The sequence below is a fragment of the Streptomyces sp. rh34 genome (assembly GCF_002551245.1).
GTDB lineage: Bacteria > Actinomycetota > Actinomycetes > Streptomycetales > Streptomycetaceae > Streptomyces.
Window position 1 is genome coordinate 1 of sequence record NZ_NTGZ01000377.1, and the last position, 5259, is coordinate 5259.

Below are 5259 nucleotides of genomic sequence, written 5' to 3' on the forward strand. Positions count from 1 at the left end.
AGCCCGCTCAGAGATGTGTATAAGAGACAGCGTCGGGGCCGGGGGGCGGGGCGGTGACGGGCACCGGGCTCTCCGCCGTCCACAGCGGGTCCCAGTTCTTCTTCCCGTACGCGATCAGAGGGGTGGAGCCGAGCGCCGCGCACAGGGAACCGAGCACCCGGGCCCCTTCGGGGCGTTCGGGGGCGAGCGTTTCGAGCGGGCCGAGGACCACCCCGGCGCGGCCGAGGCGGGCCTCGGTCGCCAGGGCCCGTACGAGCGAAGCCTGTTCGGGGGCGGTGGTGAGCGCCGCGATGTCGACGACCAGCGGGCGCCGGCCGGCGGCGGCCAGCGCCTCGATCGCGAGGCCGCACGGGTCGCCGCCCCGGTCGAGGAGGTGCACCAGTCCGCTGCCCGTGCCGAGGGCGGCAGCGATCCGGGAGACCTCGGGGCGCTCGTCCGGCTCACGGGGCAGCGCGGCCTCCTGGACGATCCCGCGCAGCCGGCCGTCGGTCCCGTCGTCGCCGAGGAGATGCGCGGTGACCCGGTCCGGTACGCGCAGGGTCCGGGAGAGCAGCGGGCGCTCGCCGTCCGCGATATCCAGCAGCCCGCCCGCGACGAGCGGGGCGGACGGCGAGAACCGGAAGCGTCCGGGGCCGGCCGCGGGCAGCCCGCAGAGTTCCAGGGCCAGGCCGATGGTGGGCCGGCGGCGGGTGAGGTCGTCGTTGAGGTAGCCGTAGAGCCGCTCGAACCGGGTGTCGATGTCCGGGGCCAGGGCGACCAGCAGGAGTTCGACGTCCGGCGGGGCGAGACCGAAGCGCTCGGCCAGGCGGCCGAGCCGGCTCCCGGCCGGGGCTTCCGGCGGGGCTCCGTCCTCGTACTCCGGTACGGGCGTGAACGCGTCGCGGGTCTCCAGGATCCGTGCCGCGCCCTCGGGGGTGAGGTACTGCCCCCGGTAGGGGTCGTCGGGGTCCGGGTCGACGGCCCGGCGTGCCGCGACGGCCTCCCGGACCCGCTGCTCGACGCGGCCGAGCCGCTCCCAGAGTTCCTCGACGCCGGTCATGGGGAGGTGACCGTGGAGCTGTTGGGGTGCCAGGGTCATCGTGCGGCGTTCCCCCGCTTGCGCCGGCCGGGCGGCAACTGCCGTTCACGGGGCGCGGCGAAGCCCTGCCCGCCCGGGTCGGACGCTCCGTCGTAGCGCAGGCGCCGGCCGGGGCCGCCGTCGTCGCCGTCCAGGTGGGGCGCGGCCTTCATGACGAGTCCTTCGGTGACGGGTGGGCCCGCGGGGGTGCGTTCGCCGGCCAGGGGTGCGAGGACCCGCAGGTCGATCGCGGCCTTCAACTCGCCGCCGAGCGCGGACCAGACGTCCGAGGCGGACGGTCCGCCGGCTCCCGGCCCCGCCGCCTCCAGCTCCACGGTCAGGCCGAGTTCGGCGAGGCTTCCGGTGTGCATCCGGGCGGGCAGCACGTCGGAGCGGACGAGGGTGCGCAACACCTCGGAGAGCAGTCGGTGTTCGTCCTGCGGGCGGTTGGTCCAGGCGGTGACCAGATAGGTCAGCTCGAACCAGCGCGGCGGGGTCCGCCAGCCGGTGACCACACCGTCCTCGTCGTGCGTCTCGGTCGTGCCGGCGCGCCGCCTGCCCGCGTCCTCGCGGATGCCGTGCAGGAAGACGCTGATGGTCGGGGCGTTGCGGCGGGCGGACCAGTCCTTCGTCGGGGCGTCGAAGACCAGGTCGACGCCGCTGTCCTCCAGTCCGGCGTCGGCGAGCAGCAGCCGCAGCCCCTCGTCGACCTCGTGGATCATCGGCGGATCACCTCGTCCGGCGGGGTGATGGTGCCGAGCACCACGAGGAAGTCGGTCTTCACGGGGCTGAAGCCGGGGCCCTTCGCGGTGATCGTGCGCGGCCCGGTCCGGTCCTTGGCGAGGATGAGGAGCTGGGCGATGAACGTGCCGTCGCCCAGCGGCCGGGTCGGGGCCGCGGCGGCGGTGATCCCGGGCTTCCAGCTGAGGGTGACGGGTGCGCCGGGCGGGAAGTCCTTGCCGCGTACGGAGGTGACGAAGCCGGGCTTGCCGACGGCGGGCACCGCGATGATGCGGGGCTGGAGGATGCGCAGCGGGATCCGGGAGACGTTGTCGCGGAGGTTGGCGTCGGTGCCCGTGGTGGTGAGCGACGCCGTGATCGTCGTACGCAGGGCCTTGTCGGGCGACAGGACGACGCTGATGACCGTGGACGCGCCGGGTGCGAGGTCGGGGAGCGTGCACGCCCCGCCGGTGCAGCCCGCGGGGAGCGGTCCGGCGGGGATGTTTCCGGGCAGTCCGAGCTTCAGCCGGAGTCCGGTGGCGAGTGCGTTACGGCCGTTGCGCACGGTGTACGTCACCACGACCTTGCCGCCGACGTAGCCGGGGCTGGGCTGGGCCCGCACGGTGACGCCGGGGCCGGCCTCGGGCGCGGGGGGCGGCGGTGCGGGGGCCGGCGGCGGGGGCGGCGTGGTCGTCGGCGGCGGGGCGGGCGTGGGCGTCGTCGGAGTCGGGGACGGCGTCGTGGGAGTGGGGGTCGGGGTCGGCGGCGGCACGTCCTCGACCGGGACGGTCGTTCCGGTGGCGTTGTCCGTGGGGTTGGGGTCGAGGACGGCCCCGGTGACGGACCAGTTGACCCGCTGGTCGCCGGTGGTCACGCCGGTCAGCCGTGCCGTGATCGTCACGCGGGCCCCGGGCGGGACGATGCCGAGGTCGCACTGGGGCGTACCGGCGGCGCAGGTCCCGGCGTCGGTGGTCAGTTCCTCCAGCCGTACGCCGGGCGGGGCGTCGACGGTGAGGAGGGTGCCGGGCGAGGGTGAGGGGCCCCGGTTGGTGACGGTGATCGCCACCTCGGTGGACGCGCCGACCTCCACCGGGTCTCCGGTGGGCGGTGCGGTCAGTGACAGGTCGACCGACTGCTGGAAGGCGGGCTCCTTCTGCCGTCCGTTGTGCGTGTTGTCGAGGGGGGCCACGTCGCCGGAGGCGATGTCGAGTACGGAGAGCTGCTCCATGGAATTGGCCGGGAGCTCCCGGCGCGAGGTGAAGAGAAGCTTGCTGCCGTCGGGGGACCAGGCCACGTCACGGGGCTGGTGGGGTCCGGTCACGGAGGTGTCGGGGACCGGCAGGTCGCAGCCGTCGGGGTTGTCCTTCTGGACGGAGGGCAGCACGACCCGGCAGCCGCCGCCGCGCAGGGGCTTGATGAGGACCCCGGCCTGCTGGTTGACCCTGCCTCCGCCGTCCTTGCGGTTGAAGGCCACCTTCGTGCCGTCCGGGGAGAAGGCGGGGCTGTCGTCGATGACCTCGCAGTCGCCGGGGCAGATGGTGGCGCTCAGGTCCCGCTGGCGGTCGAGGTTCGCCACCGGCACGACCCAGATGTGCTTGTTGCCGCCGTTGCCGTTGATGACCTGACTGCGGGTGAAGGCGAGGTTGACGCCGTCGGAGGACCAGGTCGGCTGGGCGTCGTCGCCCGTCTGCTGGCCCTCGGGCGACCGGATCTCGTCGAGGATCGCGCCGGTGGCGACATCGGCGATGAGGATGCTGCTCCGGCCCCCCTTGTCACCGACGCCGCCGGGCGAGGTCCGGGTGAACGCGAGCTTGGTGCCGTCGGGCGAGAAGGTGGGGTCGGTGTCCCAGTCCTTGGGGCCGCGCCCGTCGAGTTCCAGCACCTCCGCGTGCGAGCCGTCGGCGTCGGCCATCCAGATCCGCTCGATCCGCCCTTCGGCGCCGTCCTCAAAGCGGGTGACGACGATGCGCCGGCCGTCGGGCGTGTAGTTCTGCCGCTCGTGCCACGGGTCGTAGCCGTCGGCCGGCCTGAACAGGGGGTTCTTGGCGTGGTCCGTGTTCGTGCGGGCCGCCGGGTCCTCCTTCAGGATGGTGAGACCCAGGTCGCGGGGGTCGGAGCCGTCCTGCCGGACGTCCTGGAGCGTCACGATCTGCGCGGCGGCCAGCAGCTCGTCCGGCTTCTTGACGGTCTCGGGGTCCGGGGTGATCCGGGGGACGACGACGGTCCCGGCCGGGGCGAACCAGGTGGGCGGCCCCACCTCGCGGTTCTCGTTGACCAGTTGGTCCGGCGGCTCGTCGCCCTCGAACGCGGTCACCCGGTAGGCGTGGTCGAAGTCGTCGCAGCCGCAGGTGTGGTACGGGCTGAGGAAGACGATGTCCTTGCCGTCGGGCAGCCAGGAGGCCGAGCGGGTGCCCCACTCGGCGTGGGTACCGGCCAGCAGCGGCCGGTCGGTCCCGAGGCCCTGGGTGGCCCGCAGTTCGGTGCCGTCGTCGACGGCCGGGTCGGGGTTCGTGGTGAGGGTGTACGCGACGAGGCCCCGGCGGGCGTCGTCGGCGACCGGGTTCCAGGACGGCTCGGTGGCGTCTCCGGCCGGTCCGTCGCTGATCCGGGTGCGCGGGCCGCCGGCGACGGCCTGCTCGAATATCTGCCACCCCCGCAGGGCGTCGCCGTCGCAGGCGTACGCGATCCTCTTGCCGTCCGGGGACCAGGTCGGGGACTCCTCGTTGTCCGGGGTGTCACTGATCCGGCGCAGGTCCCCGCCGTCGATGCCGATCGTCCACAGGTCGCGCTGGACCGTGCCGTCGGGTTCGGTCTCCGCCGAGTCGAAGACCACGGTCCTTCCGTCCGGGGAGAGTTCGGGGTGGGCCGCGTCCTTGTCGGTGGTGAGCCGGCGGACCGATCCGTCCGCGTCGCGCACGTACACCTGGGGCCGGGGGCTGTCACGCAGGCTGGTGAAGACCAGGACGTCTCCTCGGGCGGAGGGGTCCTGGTCGTAGTGGGCGGGGCCGTCGCCGAACAGCGGGTCGGTGGTGTCCTTGTCGTTGGCCCGCCCCAGGCTGCGGTGTTCGGTCCCGGCGAAGGCGACGCGCCCCGCCTGGAGCGGTTCCGCGTCCGCCGGGGCGGCGACGGCCTCGGCGGCTCCGTGCGGGGCGGCGGCCGAGCCGACCAGCAGCAGCGGTGCCAACAGCACCACCGCACCGGTCAGTCGGCCCAGCCGGGAATGCTTTGCCGGGCCAGCGGTGCCGGTCACGGCCCACCTCACAGTCTGTCGATGACTCTCCACCGGCCAGCTTCGCCCCCGCGCGGGGGCGAAGGACAGGCCGCGAGTACCCGGGACGGGGGAAGGGATCGCTGCCCTTTGCGGCGGTGGGCGCACCGCGCCAGGGGGCACGCACCGATGGGGGGCCGGACTCGGCCGGGGCGGGCAGGCGCCGTACGGGCCGGACTCGGCCGGGTCGGGCAGGCGCCGTACGGGCCGGACT

At 74.3% G+C, this 5259-nt stretch carries 2 protein-coding genes and 1 pseudogene; all 3 read right to left on the reverse strand.

What is annotated here, in order from left to right:
- Window positions 1–31: 31 nt before the first annotated feature.
- Window positions 32–1078, reverse strand: a pseudogene (locus tag CR470_RS35510) (ATP-binding protein); the annotation flags it as partial.
- Window positions 1075–1779, reverse strand: a complete 705-nt coding sequence (locus CR470_RS35515) for a DUF4255 domain-containing protein (RefSeq protein WP_097871668.1) — start codon at window positions 1777–1779, stop codon at window positions 1075–1077. The gene CR470_RS35515 and the pseudogene CR470_RS35510, both read right to left, overlap by 4 nt.
- Window positions 1776–5027 (reverse strand): DUF11 domain-containing protein, encoded by a 3252-nt coding sequence (locus CR470_RS35520; protein ID WP_097871670.1) that lies wholly within the window; start codon window positions 5025–5027, stop codon window positions 1776–1778. The genes CR470_RS35515 and CR470_RS35520 overlap by 4 nt, the downstream gene beginning before the upstream one ends.
- Between the last annotated feature and the right edge of the window lie 232 nt (window positions 5028–5259).

Excerpts from the sequence above, each read along its gene's own strand:
- CR470_RS35515 (WP_097871668.1), bottom strand. The coding sequence starts at position 1,779 with ATGATCCACGAGGTCGACGAGGGGCTGCGGCTGCTGCTCGCCGACGCC.